Genomic DNA, 18,393 nt, shown 5'->3' with positions numbered 1-18,393 from the left:
AGCCAGCTGGCAGATTTAAAACAAACCCTGAACCTTTGATAAAATGGATAAAAAAGATCGTACCGAGAATGGTCGAGAAGATGGATTGCCTCCTTTTGTGCGTTCATGGCCTCAGCTTTATACGCTTTTGATCGCGACCCTTGTAGTTCTCATTGCCCTCTTTTATTTATTCATGACCCATTTCGAATGAGCTATCTTGACTGGATTGTACTTTCTTTAACACTGATATTTATTGTCTCCTACGGTATTTACAAAAGCCGGGAAAATAAGGATATAGATTCATATCTGCTGGCAAATAAATCACTTCCCTGGTACCACGTTACGTTGTCCCTTATGGCAACTCAGGCCAGTGCAATTACGTTTCTTTCTGCGCCAGGCCAGGCCTACACGGATGGTATGCGTTTTGTCCAGTTTTATTTTGGGCTGCCGCTGGCCATGGTCGTCCTATGCATCACTTTTGTCCCAAAATTCAATAAGCTGAAAATATTTACAGCCTACGAGTTTTTGGAAGGACGTTTTGACCTACGTACCAGAACGTTGACATCATTTTTATTTCTTCTGCAAAGGGGTCTTTCAACCGGACTTTCAATTTATGCGCCCTCTCTGATCTTGTCCTCTATTCTGGGTTGGGATATCACCTGGACCAATATTATTTCTGGTGGAATTGTTATGCTCTACACCGTTTCCGGAGGAGCGCAGGCGGTGTCACACACGCATTTGCAGCAAATGGGCATTGTCACAATCGGGATGGTAATCGCCGGCTTTATGGTTGTCAGGTTGTTACCTGAGAATGTCTCATTTACTGATGCGCTTCATGTGGCAGGCAAAATGGGAAAAACCAACCTGATCGATTTTAGTTTTGATCTTAACAACCGATATAATGTTTGGTCAGGGCTGATTGGCGGTTTTTTTCTTCAACTCTCCTACTTCGGAACAGACCAGTCACAAGTTGGCAGATACCTGACCGGGAGCTCTCAGGGGCAAAGCAAACTTGGCCTTGCCATGAATGGACTTCTCAAAATTCCGATGCAATTTTTGATTTTACTCGTTGGCGTCCTTGTATTTGCGTTTTATCAATTTACTAACCCACCTCTTTTTTTTAATCAGGTAGAAGTAAATAAAATTAAGAAAACGCAGTACGCGGCCGAATTTGAAAAACTTGAAAAAGATCATGCGCTGATTCAAAAAGGAAAACATGCGCATGTCATGGCGCTTACCGATGCTTTAAATAAAGAAGACGGGCCGGCGATCGACAAGTCAAGAATCGTTCTTGGAAAAATTGAAAATGACGTAAAGGAAGTACGCGGCAAAGCGCAAACTTTACTCTCCAAAGCGAACGGAGGTGACGTGAATGACGTCAATTATATATTTCTGCGTTTCGTGATCGATTATCTTCCTGTCGGAATGCTTGGGCTTCTCATCGCAGTTATACTTTTGGCATCCATGGGATCTGTCGCCGCGGCCTATAATTCACTGGCTTCTTGTACCATTGTCGACATTTACAAACGCCTGTACCATAAGGATGACAAGGACAGAAACTATGTGCGGGCGTCACGCTGGGCCACATTTTTCTGGGGTATATTCTGCATATTTGTTGCGCAGTATGCCAGCCGTCTGGGCAGTATGATAGAGGCGGTTAATGTGTTGGGCTCACTTTTCTACGGCGTCATTTTAGGAATTTTCCTTGTTGCCTTTTATTTTAAAAGCATAGGCGGACGCGCGATATTCTGGGCAGCCATCCTTGGCGAAATTTTCGTAGTATTAAGTTACTGGAAAGATCTGACTGCATTTTTATGGCTAAATCTGATTGGATGTGTTCTGGTAATCACCTTCGCATTTATTTTAGAGAAAATCTGGCCAGAGCCAGAGAAGGAAATTTCCATAGAAATGCCTTAGTCTGAAATCCCAATAAAAACACTTTTTGTCTTTTACGAAGTTTATTTTCAACTAATCAAATAAGTGTTTGATATTTTCAAACAAACGTTTGATTTAATTTTTTATTCATTTACCTTTGGCTCCGTTATCAGGCGACGCGTAATATAACATTGACGCCTGATACTAGCCAATGGAATATAATCACAAACAATTACAGATTATCGGCGTGGCCGAAAAGCTGTTCGCAGAAAAAGGATTCTCGGGTACTTCTATCCGTGACATATCGCAGGAAGCAGATATCAACGTCTCCATGATATCATATTATTTCGGCTCTAAAGAAAAATTGATCGAGGCACTTTTTGAAACAAGATCAAGAGATTTCGTCAATCGGCTGGAAAGTTTGCTGCTGAATGTTGACCTCTCGCCCATGCAGAAAGTGAACCTGATGATAGACGGTATCGTTGACCGGTTAATTGAAAAACAGTGTTTTCATAATATCGTGGTTCGCGAGCAACTGGCAGGGAGTCGCACTCCAATTATCTCAGACCTTCTCACGGTGATGAAGACCAAACATCTCCGGGCCATGGAAGGAATTATTCAGGAAGGGCAAAAACTTGGTGTATTCTCGGCGAACGTTGATATACTAATGCTTTCTACTACACTTTTTGGAACGCTCAACCAGGCGATCAGCACGCAGCCATTTTATCGCCATATCTACCAATTAGAAGATCTGTCGCAGGATGAACTTAATAATCACCTGAAACGAAAATTAAGTATCCACCTGAAAAAAATATTCAGAGCAGTACTTGATAAGGAATTAAACGAAGCTATTGCGAGTTAATGCTACAATACTCTCCCGTTTATCCTAAGAAAATAACACCATAATTCATTCTCAATTAACAATTCCCTTTTCATGAATTTTTATTGTAAAGCTAAAACAATAAGATTTTTAGCACTCAGTATTTCACTTCTGATACTGGCGCCATTGCTGGTTGTGGGCCAGCAGGCCTCCGCCACGCAAAATGGTGCCGAACAGAATACACTCGTCAGCGGCAATTTGGAAGATATTATTCAGTATGCCTTAAAGAATCAACCGGTAATCCGGCAGTCCGTTATTGATGAACGCATTGCAGAAAATACTGTAAAAAGCAAACTTGCAGACTGGTATCCGCAGATTAACTTCAATTACAATTTGCAGCATAACTTCATTATTCAGACGAGTGTCATTGCCGGAAACCCTGTAAGGCTTGGTGTAAACAATACCTCTGCTGGACAGTTTACGCTTTCGCAGGCGATATTCAACCGTGATGTTTTGCTTGCAAAAAGGACGAAAGGTGATGTGCTTCTTCAGGCAGGTCAGAATACGACTTTTAACAAGATCGATCTTGCAGTCAATGTGTCCAAAGCATTTTACGATGTGTTGGCAACCACAGAGCAAATCCGTGTTTCCGAAGAAGATATCGTCCGGCTGGAAAGAAGTTTGAAAGATGCGCAGAATCAGTATCAGTCAGGTATCGCGGACAAAATTGATTTTAAACGTGCAACCATCTCTTTGAACAACACCAAAGCTGCCAAAAAAAGCAATGAAGAAATTTTGAAGGGCAAGCAGGAATATCTGAAATCGCTGATGGGCTATCCGTTGGGTAACGATCTTAAAATTACTTATGATTCTCTCCAACTTGAAAGAGAAATTATACTGGACACATTGCAAGGCCCGGAAATTAACGCAAGGATTGAGTTTCAACAATTGAGCACGCAAAAAAGGCTTCTTGAATCTAATTTACAATATAACAAGATGAGCTTTTTGCCTACAATTTCTGCGAACGGGGCTTATAACCTGAATTACCAGAACAACCAATTCAGCGACCTGTACGGCAATAACTTCCCGAACTCCTTTGCTGCGCTGACTTTGAGTCTTCCTATTTACCAGGGTGGAAAGCGTAAGGCGAATATCAATATTGCGGATTGGCAGGTAAAACGTGTTGATCAGGACATTCAAAATTTAAAACTGAATGTAAATTCTGAATATGCCAACGCGCTGGGATATTATAAAGGGAGCCTTGCAAACCTTTTGGCGCAGAAAGAAAACGTTGATCTGGCACGAGAGGTATACGATGTAATTCAGCTGCAATACCGCTCAGGTATCAAAACTTATCTGGAAGTTATCACTTCTGAAACGGACCTTCGTCTGGCCCGAATCAACTATTATAATGCACTCTATCAGGTACTGGCCAACAAGATCGATGTACAGAAGGCGCTTGGTCAACTTAACTATTAATTATTGAAACTCCTTGATACCATGTTTTTAAATACCACAAAATATTATACAGCAGCACTTTCAGTTTTAATACTGGCTTCCTGCGGAAAGAAAAATGACCAACAGGCGGCAATGCAGGGTCCGCCTCCCGTGAATGTTACCTTGCAGGAAGTGCAGACGACAGATGCGGTATACCACGACGAATATCCTGGAACCGTAACTGCCCTGAATCAGATTGAGCTTCGTCCGCAGGTAACAGGTTTTATAACAGGCATAAAATTTCAGGATGGCTCACGGGTGAAGAAAGGACAATTGCTTTATACCATCGATGCCCAGCTATATTCGGCTAATTACGAACAGGCCGTAGCTAACCTTAACGTACAAAAAGCAAATGTTGTAAAAGCACAGAAAGATGCTGACCGTTACCATGAACTTGATAAAAACGATGCAGTTGCAAAACAGCTTGTCGATAATGCTGACGCTGCCCTGGAAGTTGCCAAAAGACAGGCAGAGGCGGCTCAGGCAAATATTTCTGCCGTTTCAACTAGCGTTCGTTATACCAAGGTCACTGCTCCTTTTGACGGTGTGATTGGGATATCACTGGTTAAGGTAGGCGCAGCGGTTACTGCCGGTCAAACAATTTTGAATACGGTCTCCACAGACGCGCAGCTGGCGGTTGACTTTAATGTAGATCAGAAAGAAATTTACCGTTTTTCTAACCTCTTGAAAACAAGCAACGCGAAGGATTCAACTTTTACTTTGGCATTTGGAACAGATATCTATCCGATCCCTGGAAAATTGGCACTACTTGACCGTGCCGTTGATCCGCAGACGGGTTCGATCAAAGCGCGTATTGTATTTCCGAATAAGGACAATATGTTAAGATCAGGAATGACCGGAACAGTACGGGTTCGTAACAATGCATCTGCTCAATCGGTACTGATTCCTTATAAAGCAGTGACCGAACAACTTGGTGAATTCTTTGTCTACGTTGCCGGTGATTCAAGCAAAGTTTCGCAGAGAAAACTGGTATTAGGTGAGCCGATCGGTGCGAATATCATTGTGAAACAAGGGTTGAAAGCAGGCGAGAAAATCGCTGTGGAAGGTGTTCAGAATCTTCGAGAAGGTGCTGTGATCAATACCGCTCCGCCAGCAGCGGCTCCGGCGAAAGGTGCTACAAAATAACGGTAAGCTAGAAAAACAGGAAAAGCGGCCAAAAGCCTGACCTCCTTCTGATTCCCTTAAATACTAAAAAAATGATTGCAGATATTTTTATAAAAAGGCCGGTTACAGCAATCGTTACGTCGATTGTGATCGTGCTCGTCGGCCTTATTGCCTTAACAACATTACCGATTGCCCAGTATCCTGACGTAACGCCACCCACGGTAACAATCTCGGGGGTATTTACCGGAGCCGACGCCCAGACGGTGGAGCAAACAACCACGACGGCTATTGAAACGCAGGTGAATGGAACGCCAGGGATGAGTTATATGTCATCCAACAGTACAAGTAGCGGACAAAGCAGTATCAACGTCGTTTTTGATATTGGTACAGACGTAAACATCGCGGCACTTGATGTTCAAAACCGTGTAAGTGTGGCAGAACCTGCCCTTCCGGATGTTGTAAAAAGATTGGGTCTTACTGTTCGGAAAAGACAGCCAAGTATCATGATCGCCCTTGCGCTTTATTCTCCAAAAGGAACGCATAGCGCTCAGTTCATCGGTAACTATGCGAATATTTATCTGAAAGACAGAATTCAACGCGTAAAAGGTGTGGGTGATATTGTTTCCCGTGCGGATGATTTTGGTATGCGAATCTGGTTGAATCCGGAAAAACTTGCCAACTTGAATATGACGCCTTCTGACATTTCCGCCGCCCTTGCTGAGCAGAATTTACAGATTGCCGCAGGAACCGTGGGAGCTAATCCACAACCTACGCAGCAGGCGTTTGAATACAGTGTACTTACCAACAGCCGCCTTAATACAAAGGAAGAGTTTGAAGATATTATCGTTCGCTCTGCTCCGACGGAAGGAAGTGTTGTTTATTTGAAAGATGTAGCACGTGTTGAACTTGGTAAGTTCGATTATAACGCCAATGCGTTTGTTAATGGAAAACCTGCCGCATTTGTATTGATTTACCAGGCACCTGGTGCTAACGCTTTGGATACCTATGACGGTGTGATGGCTGCGCTGGCGGAAATGAAAAAAACATTCCCGAAAGATATTGATTACGTAATTCCGGTTGAAACTGCTTCTGTTGTTAGGGTATCCATCGAAGAAGTACTGCACACGTTTGCGGAGGCGATGATCCTCGTGGTAATTGTAGTATTCCTTTTCCTTCAAAACTGGCGCGCAACATTAATTCCGATTCTTGCGATTCCGGTATCTTTGATTGGAACATTTATTTTCTTTATTCCTTTCGGATTCACGATCAATACGCTGACGCTTTTTGCCTTTGTACTTGCGATCGGTATTGTGGTGGATGATGCCATTGTTGTGGTCGAGGCCGTCCAGCATAATATTGACCACGGCAGGCTTTCCCCAAAAGCAGCGACAGAAAAGGCGATGAAAGAGATTTCCGGACCGGTTATTGCCATTGCCCTTATCCTTGCAGCCGTATTCGTTCCGGTAAGTTTTGTTCCGGGTATCGTGGGCAGGCTTTATCAGCAGTTCGCAATCACGATTGCTGTATCTGTACTTCTATCGGCATTTGTAGCACTTTCGCTGACACCGGCACTTTGCGCCATGATGCTGAAACCAACCAAGGACGCCGGTGCGAAAAAGAACTGGCTTGAAAAGTTCTTTGATAAATTTAACCGCTGGTTTGACGGCGTTTCCCATTCCTATACAAGAGGTGTTGCCAAATGGATAAAAGGAACTCCCTACGTATTAATTATGATGGTATGTCTGATCTTTGGTCTTGTTTTCCTTTTCAAAAACAAACCATCCGGTTTCATTCCAGTGGAAGATGAAGGACGTTTATTTGTGACATACGAGATGCAGGAAGCGGCCTCGACGACTCGTAATATTGCGATGATTAAGGAAATTATGGCACGTGTTTCCGCCATTCCTGAGATCAAAACAGTCGGTGGACTTGCCGGGCTAAATGTTATCAGTTTCTCAAACAAATCCAACGTTGGTACCATGTTTGTAAGTTTGCATCCCTGGGCAGATCGTAAAGGAGCTGAACATCATGTGCAGGCCGTTATTGCTGAAATTCAGAAACGTACAGCGGACATCAAAGAAGCCCGTGTTCTTGCCATTGCTCCTCCGGCCATTCCTGGTCTCGGACAAACATCAGGTTTCACTTTTGAACTTCAACAGACAACCAGTACGGATGATATCAAGAAGTTTGAGGCTGTCACCCAGAAATTCCTGGCGGCTGTAAACCAGCGTCCGGAAATCGGGTTTGCCTATACTTTCTTCAATGCGAAAACTCCGTCTTATCAAATCGATGTGGACCGTGACAAAACCAAGAAACTGGGTGTTAAGGTGAATGATGTTTTTAGTACACTTTCTACACTTTTGGGTAGTACGTATGTGAACGACTTTAACTTGTATGGACGTAACTTCCGTGTAATGGTTCAGGCGGACAGCACTTTCCGTTCAAACCTTGATCAGGTAAATAAATTTTACGTAAGGAATTCGGAAGGAAATATGATTCCGCTTTCGGCAATCATTACGACGAAAGTGGTGGAAAATCCAGCCTTGATTTCTCACTATAATATTTACCGCGCCGTTGAAATTAATGGCACACCAAAGCCAGGATTTAGTAGTGGACAGGCCATTCAAGCTTTGAAAGAAGTGGCAGAAACACTTCCTGATGGTTATGGATATGAATTCTCAGGAATGAGTTCAGAAGAGATCAAAGCGGGAGATTCGACGACGACAATTTTTGCCATATCGATTGTCTTCGTATTCCTCTTCCTGGCCGCGCTTTACGAAAGCTGGTCAATTCCTTTCTCAGTACTTTTTGCAGTACCGATTGGAGCTTTGGGGTCGATTATTACATTGACACTTTTGCCAAATCTTACCAATAATATTTATGCACAGATTGGATTGATCACACTGATCGGGCTTGCTGCGAAAAATGCGATCCTTATCGTAGAGTTTGCAAAAGAACGGGTTGATTCGGGTATGGAGGTTGTGAAAGCAACACTTGAAGCCGTTCAGCTTCGTCTTCGTCCGATCATTATGACATCACTTGCTTTTATCCTTGGCGTACTTCCATTGGCATTTGCGAGCGGCGCGGCGGCTGAATCCCGGAAAACAATTGGATGGACCGTTTTTGGAGGGATGCTTGCAGCAACTTCACTGGCAATCTTTGTTGTTCCGGTTCTTTTTGTGGCAATTGAAAAACTTGCAAATAAACAGAAAAAGAAACGACAAGATCGGGAATCGAGACTGGCTTAGAAAATAGATAATAAGAAAAATAGGCGCGAAACCGAAATGTTTCGCGCCTATTTTTTTGTATTTTTTTTAAAAAAATAGGAACGTATTTCCCATAATTCCATACAATTCCCAAATAATCAGCCGGGTCACAATGTGTATTTGATATTAGGCGATGTACTTTTAAGCAGATCTTTCGTAATTTGTATATTTATTCTACACACTTTATTACTAATTTCTCAAATTATGAGAGTCGCTATTGCATTTGCATTAATTTTATTGACCTCATCAGCTTTTTGTCAGGTTGAAAAACTCAAAAAACTACAACAAAACCTTGCAGTAACAACTGACAGCACTGCATATACCGATCTGCTAAATAGAATTTCCCTTCTTTTTTACGAACAAAATGCAGACAGCACCCTTCATTATGCCTTAAAGGCAAGAGAGATCGCATCCAGATTGCAGTATGAAAAAGGAATAGCAGATGCAACCAATAATTTAGGGATCGTTTTTGATATAAAAGGAAACAATCAACTTGCCTTAAGGTATTATAATGACGCCTACAACATGTACGTGTCGCAGAAAGACTCCTCCAACATTGTCCAGACCTTAATGAATATTGGCATGGTCTACAACGTCAGTGGTAAGGATCAAAAAGCACTGGCGAATCTGGATCAAGCACTTTCGATGGGAAGCATGATTTCCCATGATTCAATCACGGCCTTAGTTATATATAACTATATTTCGGGGTATCCGGAAAAATTCAATGTTGAAAGAAAAGAAAATCTTATTAACAAAGCTGAGAAAATTTCAGACAAATACCGTGACATTCGACTTGCTATTGCTATTCAGCAGCTCCGAGCGGCCCATTTGATTTCGATCGGACAGCGCGAAAAAGGAATTAATCTGTTGGACAGTACGCTTCAACTCGGGCTACAAATGGAGTTAAATTATCTGAGCATGGGCTTATACATGGATCAGGCAAATAATTACATGAAACAAAGTCCACAAAAATCAATTGATCTTTTGCTTAAAGCACTTGAAATGGCAGAAGAAAAAAGTTACCGAACCTACGCCAAGGAAATTTGTAAAAAATTATATGATATCTATCTGGAAAAAGGCGACAAATCTACGGCGTTCATTTACAGTGGAAAATTGCTCCGGCTCTATGAGCGACAAGCTGAGATTGACAAATCATCTGGTATAGATTATATTGAGTATGCAGTGAAAGATCAGGAACTGGCATCACAGAAAGTGAAGTCAGACTACAATAAAAAATTACTTTGGCTGGCTGCGGCAATCTGTGCACTCACTTTGTTAGGTATCTTCTTCTTTTTGCGAAATTCCAAATACATAAAAAAGACGAACCAGATATTGACAACACAATTTCGCCAACTGGAATCTACAAGTGAAGCGCTGGAGAAAACCAATCAGGATTATGCTAAACTGATCAAAGTGGTGGCCCATGACTTACGAAATCCAATTGGCGCAATAAGTTCGCTGTGTTCTGTGCTCCGGGAAGAAAGCCTGACTAGAGAGGAACAAATGCAATTTATCGACCTTATCCATGAATCCAGTTATAGCTGCATAAAACTGATCAGCGACTTGCTGGAAACAGACTTTGATTTTAACGAAGCAGAAATTCAAAAGGAAGAAATCGATCTTCCAACGTTCCTTCAGCACACCATTGCATTACTATCTTTCAAGGCCACAGAAAAAAAACAGCAGCTCATTTTGACTGGCTGTCCACAGATAAATATCAGTGCAGACCGTGACAAGATATTGCGGGTTTTGAATAATTTGATTGGCAACGCTATAAAATTTAGTCCGGAGCAGGGTATTATAAGCGTTAGTGCCAAAAAAAATGATCAGGGAGTTGAAATATTAGTTAAAGACAAAGGATTAGGGATTCCAAAAGTGTCTGCCGAAAAGTTATTTGATCCGTTTACCTCATCGAAACGACAAGGGACGGCGGGTGAACAACCTTTCGGATTGGGGTTATATATTTCAAAACAAATTGTTGAGGCACACCGTGGAAACCTGCGTTTTGAAAGCATAGAGGGAGAAGGATCTACATTCGTTGTTTTCCTGCCCTTTTAACTTAACTGATCGTAAAATCAAGTTTTCACAGCCAGAGTCAATTGATAGGCTCGAAATTTTAAACCCGCATCATCAACATTTTTTGGCTGATGACGAATAGTCTGCAAAATTCAGTTTTTTCAATATGTTGGGAAATGATATTTAAAATCCTTTGAGCGTTTATAACAATAAGAAGGCATGCTTTTCAAACAAATAATAGTGCTTGACCAGACACGCCTTACCAGGCAGGGCATTCAGAAACTTCAAACATTTTCCGAAAAATCCCTTCTTATGTATGAAGATTCTCCTGGTAATGAACAACAAACGCTGGATAGAATTGCAGATAGTGACTGCATTTTGGTAAGTTGGAAAACGCCTATCACAGAATCCATTTTAAGACAAGCAACCGGACTCCGATATATCGGAATGTGCTGCAGCCTTTATGATCCTGCCTCATCGAATGTGGATGTAATTGCTGCCAGAAAATTAGGAATTACTGTAAAAGCAGTTAGAGATTATGGCGACGAAGGTGTAGTTGAATTTATCTTTGCACAACTTATTAACCTTTTTAAAGGTCTGGGAGATAAACATTGGAAAAATGAACCCACGGAACTTAGCGGTAAAAGTATTGGCATAATCGGGCTTGGGACGCTGGGACTGATGGTGGCACAAACGGCTCAGATTTTTGGAATGAGTGTTTTTTACAGTAGCAGAAATGAAAAACCTGTCGCTGAGAAGCTTGGAATCAAAAAATATTCTAATAAAGAACTTTTTGAAATTTGTGATATTATATCTGTACACGTGCCCAGAAACAGTATCATTCTTGATCAAGACATGTTTTTAGCTAAAAAGAAAAAATCTATTTTTATAAACACCTCACTTGGCCAGCCTTTTGAAAAACAAGCGTTAATCAACTGGCTTTCGTCGGATCCGGAATCATTTGCCATCTTTGACTCGGATGGAGCGGGAATACTTCTTGATCCATTATCAAAACTTAGAAATGTAATTCTATATCCTTTATCTGCGGGTTTTACTGAGGAGTCGGGAAAAAGATTAACAGAAAAAGTCTTTAATAATATTGAGGCTTACTTTTTAGAAAACACTATTAAGATTTAGAATTTTCGGCACGTACATCATAAACCCCACAAGAAGGGGGACTCAATCCATAGCAGATTCTCATTAGTAAAATTTAATAGGTTTGTTTTTCATGACTGCAAGAACTCAGATTCCTGCGAGGACACAATACATTTATTCCATTATGATTTTTGGAAACAAACGCCCGTTAAATAAGTTTTTGATATGATTTAATTGTAACCAGACAAGAAAATGATAAAATGAAAAAGCCGGCTTTGATTGCTCAAAACCGGCTCTGATCATTATATCTGGATAATTTACAGCGATCTTTTCACTTCACGAAGTTCAAAGCTTTCTATAATATCACCAACTTCTATGTCATTAAAGTTCTTGATACTCAAACCACACTCATACCCGTTACGCACTTCCTGAACATCGTCTTTGTAACGTTTCAGCGAGTCAATTTCTCCGGTTAGAAGTACAATACCGTCACGAACGATACGAATTTTGTTGCTCCGTTTCACGAAACCATCCGTAACATAACATCCCGCAATTGTACCGATACGGCTGATTTTGAATACTTCTCTAATTTCAATATTACCCGTAACAATTTCTTCGATAGTCGGAGCAAGCATACCAGTCATCGCATCCTTGATCTCGTCGATCGCGCTGTAAATTACAGAGTAGTGACGAATTTCGATTTGATCCTGTTCCGCCATTTTCTTCGCATTCGCAGAAGGACGAACCTGGAATCCTACGATAATTGCGTCCGCAGCAATCGCGAGGTTAACATCCGATTCAGAGATCTGACCAACCGCTTTATGGATGATATTAACCTGAACCTCGTTCGTTGAAAGTTGTAATAACGAATCTGAAAGTGCTTCAACAGATCCATCCACGTCACCTTTGATAATCAGGTTGAGCTCACGGAAACTACCAATCGCCTTACGACGGCCAATTTCTTCCAGTGTAATATGCTTGCGTGTACGAATGGTTTGTTCACGTTGAATCTGCTCACGTTTCACAGCAATGTCGCGTGCATCACGTTCGTTTTCAAATACGTTGAAACGATCACCCGCTTGCGGCGCGCCATTCAACCCTAACAACTGAACTGGCATAGATGGCCCGGCAGTTTTCAGCTTACGACCAAGGTAATCGGTCATTGCCTTCACTTTACCAAAATGCGCACCTGCTAAAACCACGTCACCTACTTTAAGCGTTCCGGTTTCAACAAGGATCGTTGTAACATATCCACGTCCTTTATCCAAAGATGCTTCCACTACGCTACCGATCGCACGACGATTTGGATTTGCTTTAAGTTCAAGTAATTCTGCTTCCAAAAGTACCTTTTCCAAAAGAAGATCGATACCCAAACCTGATTTGGATGATATTTCCTGAGTCTGGTATTTACCACCCCATTCTTCAACCAAAATATTCATATTGGCAAGTTCTTCACGAATTTTTTCCGTATTAGCACCTGCTTTATCTACTTTACTGAATGCAAATACGATTGGTACACCCGCAACCTGTGAGTGATTAATCGCCTCACGGGTTTGTGGCATGATACTATCGTCAGCCGCAATCACTATAATTACAACATCGGTAACTTTCGCTCCACGGGCACGCATCGCTGTAAAGGCTTCGTGACCCGGCGTATCTAGGAAAGTAACCTGTTTGCCTGTTTTTGTTTTAACACTGTAAGCTCCAATATGCTGGGTGATACCACCGGCTTCACCACTGGCAACGTTTTCAGAACGGATATAATCCAGAAGGGATGTTTTCCCGTGATCGACGTGACCCATGATCGTTACAATCGGGGCTCTTTCGATAAGGCTTTCCTCTGTATCAACTTCTTCAACAACATCGTTTTGAACTTCCTCTTCCGCTGAGATAAAGGCAACTTCAAATCCGAATTCATCAGCAATAAATGTAATTGCTTCTGCGTCGAGACGTTGGTTGATCGAAACAAACATACCCATGCTCATACAAACAGAAATTACTTCCTGAACCGTCACTTCCATTAAAGAAGCCAGGTCGTTTGCAGACACGAATTCTGTTACGCGAAGTACTTTTGTTTCTTCCAATCCGTCTGCGTTTGGATCGTTCTGATCTGCACGGTCGCGGCGACGAAGTCCTTTTCCACGTGTGGCTGTGCGGCTGTTACCTCCACCCATTCTTGCCATTGTGGCCTTAATATTGTCAGAAACTTCTTTGTCAGAAACCTCTTCTCTTTTTCCTCCTCTTCTGTTATTTGTGCGGCCTTTATTAGCAGCAGATCCAGCTCCACCACCTGTGTTACCAGTTCCAGTACTTCCGGCAGCAGGCGTTGCACCCGTTGTTCCGGCGGCAGGTCTGTTGGTGTTTGTATTGCTGGTATTACTGTTGGCAGTTCTCGGTGCGTTTGTATTCGGCGCACCGTTCGGTGTTCTGGACCGATTATTATCTCTGTTATTATTGTCTCTGGTTCCAGGAGTACCAGGTGTTGTTGTAGTTCCCGTCGCTGGCGTAGTTGCCGGAGCACCCGCAGTGGCTGGTCTTACATCATCACGAATTCGCTTACGCTTACGGCGACGTTTTTTGTCGGTTGCCGAATCACTTGACGCAACTGGATCTTTTTTCTTTGCTCTGTCAGAAGGCAGTTCAATTTTACCAATAACCCGAAGACCGCGAAGCTGCTCACCGCGTGCTTCAATCAATTCAGAATCATTGGTTTCTGGTGTTGCCGGGCTGCTTTCAGTAGCCGGTTTGCTTTCAGCAACGGGAGGGATAGTTTCTTTTACGGGAGTTTCCACCGGGTTTGACTCTTCTTTTTGAGTTGGTGGCTTCACTTCGGCAACGGGTTGTACCGGGGCCACTGGTTCCGGTTTTTCAACTACTACCTCTTTTTCAGCAACTAGCTCTTTCTTTGGTTGTTCGATAATTATATTTTCAACAGGCGGTGTTACGACCGGCTGCGGTTCTGGCTTCACTTCCTGCTGAACTTTAACTGGCTCTGCTTCTTTTACCTCTGCTTTTGGCTCGGGTACAACAACAGGAGCAGGCGGCGGTGTCTCAGCTTTTACTTCCTTAACAGGCTCTTCAACAACAGGTTCAGATTTAGGGGGCATTGGAGCGACCGACGGCCTTTTAGGGTCCAGATCTATTCTTCCTACCACTTTAATACCTGGAAGTCTGTTTTCCAAAGCAGGCGCTGCTGGCTCCGCTTTTTCTTCCACCTGAGGCTTTTCTTCGACTGGTTTTGAAGGTGAATTGCGGAAATACAAAATTCCGTCAACGTCACTTTTGTGTTTTTCTTCCTTCACTTCTGCAACTGGTTCCGAAGAAGTATTTCTTGGAGCCCACGAAGATTTAAGATCTTCTGATTTGAAGTCTTTCGCAAGAAAATCAATTTGATCCGAATTAATTTTGGTATTGGGGTTACTTTCCACCTTGTACCCTTTGGCAGACAGATGATCCACGATCGTAGTAATTCCTACGTTCAGGATCCTTGCCACTTGGCTTAGGCGCATCATTTTATCTTCTGCCATATTAGCAATTTGTAGAAAAAAGTTTTTGCATCCGTGGAAATATAAACACTATGTCAATACCTCCACATATTCTTGTAATTATTCAAACTCTTTGCGAAGGATATCCAGAATATCTTCAACGGTATTTTCTTCTAAATCCGTCCGTCGAACAAGTTCCTCTTTATTAAGCGCTAAAACACTCTTAGCGGTATCCAATCCAATTTTGTGCAACTCACTGATCATCCACGCGTCGATTTCATCAGAGAATTCCGAAAGATCAACATCTTCATCATTCTGCTCTTCGATATCGCGGAATACATCAATTTCCATACCAACCAGCTTTCCGGCCAGTTTGATATTCTGACCACCTTTACCGATAGCCAAAGAAACCTGATCCGGTTTCAGGAACACTGAGACGCGTTTTGCTTCACGATCAATCTGCATTGAACTCACTTTTGCAGGGCTTAAAGCACGGCTGATAAGCAGTTCGAGATTGTCCGTGTAATTGATCACGTCAATATTTTCATTACCCAGTTCACGAACGATTGAATGGATTCTTGATCCTTTCATACCTACGCAGGCTCCTACCGGATCAATGCGGTCATCGTATGACTCAACAGCCACTTTCGCACGTTCACCCGGTTCACGAACCACTCTTCTCACCGAAATAATTCCATCATAAATTTCAGGAATTTCTACTTCAAAAAGGCGTTCAAGGAATACAGGAGATGTCCTCGATAATGTAATTCTTGGCGTTCCATTATTCATTTCCACTTTATGGATTACTGATTTAACAGATTCTCCTTTACGGAAACGGTCTTTTGAAATTTGCTCTGTACGAGGCAGTGAAAGTTCGTTTCCTTCACCATCCATGATGATGACTTCGTGACGAAGTGTCTGATATACCTCACCTGTAATCATCTCACCAACCTGATCCTTGTATTTTTCATACATGATCTCCTTTTCCATATCTTTAATTTTCTGGATCAGGGTCTGGCGGGCGGTCTGAACTAGTCTGCGACCAAATTCAACAAGCTTAACTTCCTCTGCAACTTCTTCGCCGACTTCAAAGTCATTCTGAATCTTGCGGGCTTCTGCCAATGGAATTTTGTTGTAATCCCAGATGTCCTCCGAATTGTCATCGACAATCTCGCGGGTGCGCCACATTTCGAGGTCACCACTTTCCGGGTTAATGATTACATCAAAATTATCATCAGTCCCGTATTTTTTACGAATCATTGTACGAAATACTTCTTCCAAAACGCTGATCATCGTTGGACGATCAATGTTTTTTGAGGTGGCAAACTCTGCGAATGACTCAATTAATATTCCGCTATCCATTGTTATGCTTAAGAATATTTGCTGATACTAAGTTATACATAATATATAATTTCCTGCAAATCAGATCGAAATGATAATCTGATCTATAAGTTTTTAAACGAGATTTCAACAAGTGCTTTAGAGATTTGATCCGTCGGGATCTCACGTTTCAGCGATGCTTCATCTACGGGTGTTTTCGATTTTTTCTTTGGCTCTGGCAGCTGAAGTAAAATACTCTCCTCTTTTGCTTCCAATAAAAGACCTGAAACGGACTCTCCTGTTTTTAAGGTTACCTTCAGATTTCTTCCCAAGTTTTTCAGATATTGACGGAGCAGAACCAGTGGCTGGTCCAGGCCGGGAGAAGAAACTTCCAAGGTATATGGATCGGCAAAAACTTCCAGCTCTTCCAGTTGTTTTGCCAGTCTCCGACTGATGGACGTACATTCCTGAATTGTAATTCCTTCGTCTTTATCGACGAGAATGGTTACTTTCTGACTTACCTTTGAAGCCTTAATCTGAATATCCACCAGAAAATAATTGCCTTCCTCCAAAAAAGGAGTCAGCAAAACTTCCAAATGTTCTTTTATTGTCATGTAAGATGTACTACAAATAAAAAAGGGGATTAAATACCCCCTCAATCAACCGATCAAACTCGAATTATTATGCAAATGTAAAACTTTTTTATCATTTGTACAAACTCTTGGAGAAGTGTTCTTTATTCAAAGTGTTCGTCTACTTTTGTAACAGGATTGAAATCATATCGCATTGTGAAAGGATTGAAAGGTTTTTTTTGGTTTTTGTTTAAGTGTTTCGCCGCTTACTCTTTACTGGTGTATGCGTTAACGTATTGGGTCCCGACCCCGCACTGGGCGGCCGGGTTCTTAATGATGTCCCTCCCGGTGACGGTAATCATCAACATAATTTTTGTTTTTATTTTTTTACTGGTCGATTCCAGGAAATGCCTCGCACCTATTTTCCTGATCGTGCTTGGGAGCGTGTTCCTTCCGAGGACTTACCAGTTTGGGAATGATTCAAAAAAACCTCTTGCAAACAAGGCGGCAAAAAAAACTTTCTCTGTCATGAACTATAACGTTTTTGGCTTCTGGGTTACACAGCGGCATGTCCGGGCTGATGATATTAAAACAGAACGCATGAAAGCATGGATTGTCGAACAGAATGCCGATATTCTTTGCATGCCTGAGTTCAATAGTGAACAAAAGTTTTCGACTTTCCGGACCGTGAAATATTTCCGGGACGCCGGCTACCGTTACTATAATTTCCTTGATAAAAAAAAGAATGAGAACAGCACCTTCATAGGTCTTGCCATTTTTTCGAAATTTCCGATAATTAAACACCGGGAAGAAGCCTTTGAACAACAGAACGGGCTCATGTATGTGGATGTCGTGATTCAGAAAGATACAGTCAGGATAATTGGCGTGCATTTATACTCCATGTCGCTGCAATTAAAAACACTGGTAAGCCAGAAAAAATTTGACGGTGTCAAACGTGAAACACGATCGACATTATCTTCCATGAAGAAAGGGTTTTCCGCGCGTGTCAGAGAGGTTAGGATTATGGAAGACTGGATCAAAGAATCGCCATATCCTGTGATCGTATGTGGCGATTTTAATGAGACGCCTTACAGTTATTTTTACGGCCGGACCAGAGCTTTATTAAAAAATGCTTTTGAAGAAAAGGGTGAAGGTTTTGGATTTACCTATAACCGCATCCCGTGGTTTATCCGGATTGATAACCAGTTTTATGATGACAACACACTCGATCTTTTGGATTTCAAGACGTTGAAGGATATAAAATATTCAGACCACAATCCGAGTTTCGGAACGTATTCAGTTAACCGTGATTAACTAAATACCGATCTCAATGACCAAAAGCG

The 18,393-nt window shown here is 42.0% G+C and carries 11 protein-coding genes; 8 read left to right on the top strand and 3 right to left on the bottom strand.

Translation table 11 applies throughout. From position 1 onward, the window contains the following. The first annotated feature begins 186 nt into the window (after positions 1 to 186). The 7 genes from AC1XUO_RS05040 (at position 187) to AC1XUO_RS05010 (ending at position 11,715) form a co-directional block, all read left to right on the top strand. On the top strand, positions 187 to 1,896 hold the full coding sequence (locus AC1XUO_RS05040) for a sodium:solute symporter family protein (RefSeq protein WP_483328673.1): 1,710 nt from the start codon (positions 187 to 189) through the stop codon (positions 1,894 to 1,896). A 169-nt stretch (positions 1,897 to 2,065) separates the two neighbouring features. Continuing rightward, a complete protein-coding gene (locus AC1XUO_RS05035) occupies positions 2,066 to 2,716 on the top strand; it encodes a TetR/AcrR family transcriptional regulator (protein ID WP_483328672.1) in 651 nt (216 codons plus the stop codon). 72 nt (positions 2,717 to 2,788) lie between these two features. Further along, the gene (locus tag AC1XUO_RS05030; protein WP_483328671.1) at positions 2,789 to 4,153 is read left to right on the top strand and encodes a TolC family protein; all 1,365 of its coding nucleotides are present in this window, start codon (positions 2,789 to 2,791) and stop codon (positions 4,151 to 4,153) included. Between the two features lie 21 nt (positions 4,154 to 4,174). After that, complete coding sequence (locus AC1XUO_RS05025) at positions 4,175 to 5,317, top strand: efflux RND transporter periplasmic adaptor subunit (RefSeq protein WP_483328670.1); 1,143 nt, start codon at positions 4,175 to 4,177, stop codon at positions 5,315 to 5,317. 71 nt (positions 5,318 to 5,388) lie between these two features. Then, positions 5,389 to 8,544 carry an efflux RND transporter permease subunit gene (locus AC1XUO_RS05020; protein WP_483328669.1) on the top strand — a complete coding sequence of 1,052 codons (3,156 nt, stop codon included), beginning with the start codon at positions 5,389 to 5,391 and terminating at the stop codon, positions 8,542 to 8,544. A 222-nt stretch (positions 8,545 to 8,766) separates the two neighbouring features. After that, positions 8,767 to 10,620 carry a tetratricopeptide repeat-containing sensor histidine kinase gene (locus AC1XUO_RS05015; RefSeq protein WP_483328668.1) on the top strand — a complete coding sequence of 618 codons (1,854 nt, stop codon included), beginning with the start codon at positions 8,767 to 8,769 and terminating at the stop codon, positions 10,618 to 10,620. A 177-nt stretch (positions 10,621 to 10,797) separates the two neighbouring features. Beyond that, entirely contained in the window at positions 10,798 to 11,715 is a 918-nt protein-coding gene (locus AC1XUO_RS05010) for an NAD(P)-dependent oxidoreductase (protein ID WP_483328667.1), read from the top strand. A 275-nt stretch (positions 11,716 to 11,990) separates the two neighbouring features. Here the strand turns inward: AC1XUO_RS05010 and infB are convergent, their stop codons facing one another. The 3 genes from infB to AC1XUO_RS04995 all read right to left on the bottom strand — a co-directional run bounded on the left by infB (position 11,991) and on the right by AC1XUO_RS04995 (position 17,092). Further along, on the bottom strand, positions 11,991 to 15,200 hold the full coding sequence (infB, locus tag AC1XUO_RS05005; protein ID WP_483328666.1) for a translation initiation factor IF-2: 3,210 nt from the start codon (positions 15,198 to 15,200) through the stop codon (positions 11,991 to 11,993). Positions 15,201 to 15,278: 78 nt separating this feature from the next. Beyond that, the gene (nusA, locus tag AC1XUO_RS05000) at positions 15,279 to 16,520 is read right to left on the bottom strand and encodes a transcription termination factor NusA (protein ID WP_235153401.1); all 1,242 of its coding nucleotides are present in this window, start codon (positions 16,518 to 16,520) and stop codon (positions 15,279 to 15,281) included. A gap of 83 nt (positions 16,521 to 16,603) precedes the next feature. Beyond that, positions 16,604 to 17,092 carry a ribosome maturation factor RimP gene (locus AC1XUO_RS04995; protein ID WP_483328665.1) on the bottom strand — a complete coding sequence of 163 codons (489 nt, stop codon included), beginning with the start codon at positions 17,090 to 17,092 and terminating at the stop codon, positions 16,604 to 16,606. A gap of 486 nt (positions 17,093 to 17,578) precedes the next feature. On the opposite strand from AC1XUO_RS04995, the gene AC1XUO_RS04990 reads away from it, so the two are divergent. Continuing rightward, positions 17,579 to 18,364 carry an endonuclease/exonuclease/phosphatase family protein gene (locus AC1XUO_RS04990; protein ID WP_483328664.1) on the top strand — a complete coding sequence of 262 codons (786 nt, stop codon included), beginning with the start codon at positions 17,579 to 17,581 and terminating at the stop codon, positions 18,362 to 18,364. Positions 18,365 to 18,393 lie beyond the last annotated feature (29 nt).

This window comes from Dyadobacter sp. HNCC25DJ186 (assembly GCF_056895235.1).
The sequence above is the reverse complement of the archived record's forward strand: the minus strand, read 5'-3'. Positions and strand labels throughout refer to the sequence as shown.